The 416-nt window shown below is 66.1% G+C and carries 1 protein-coding gene; it reads left to right on the forward strand.

From position 1 onward, the window contains the following. Positions 1 to 416 (forward strand): efflux RND transporter permease subunit (locus FJV41_RS57550; protein WP_141649656.1); only part of this gene is annotated, 416 nt, incomplete at both ends.

Here is a 416-nt window from a genome sequence, read left to right on the forward strand (position 1 = left end):
GAGGTGGGGCCGGCGCTGTTCTTCTCACTGCTGATCATCACGCTGTCCTTCGTGCCGGTGTTCACACTGGAAGCGCAGGAGGGGCGCTTGTTTTCGCCGCTGGCGTTCACCAAGACCTACGCCATGGCGGCTGCGGCAGGCTTGTCGGTGACCTTGATCCCGGTGCTCATGGGCTACCTGATCCGTGGCCGCATTCCCGACGAGAAAAGCAATCCACTCAATCGCCTGCTGATCGCGGTCTACCGGCCGCTGCTCGACAGGGTGCTGCGCGCCCCGAAGCGCACGCTCGCGGTGGCGGTCGTGGTGCTGGCCACCAGCCTGTGGCCGCTGCAGCACATCGGCGGTGAGTTCATGCCGCGGCTGGACGAAGGCGACCTGCTGTACATGCCGTCGGCACTCCCCGGACTGTCGGCAGG

Origin of the sequence: Myxococcus llanfairpwllgwyngyllgogerychwyrndrobwllllantysiliogogogochensis (genome assembly GCF_006636215.1) — a bacterium.
Taxonomy (GTDB): domain Bacteria; phylum Myxococcota; class Myxococcia; order Myxococcales; family Myxococcaceae; genus Myxococcus; species Myxococcus llanfairpwllgwyngyllgogerychwyrndrobwllllantysiliogogogochensis.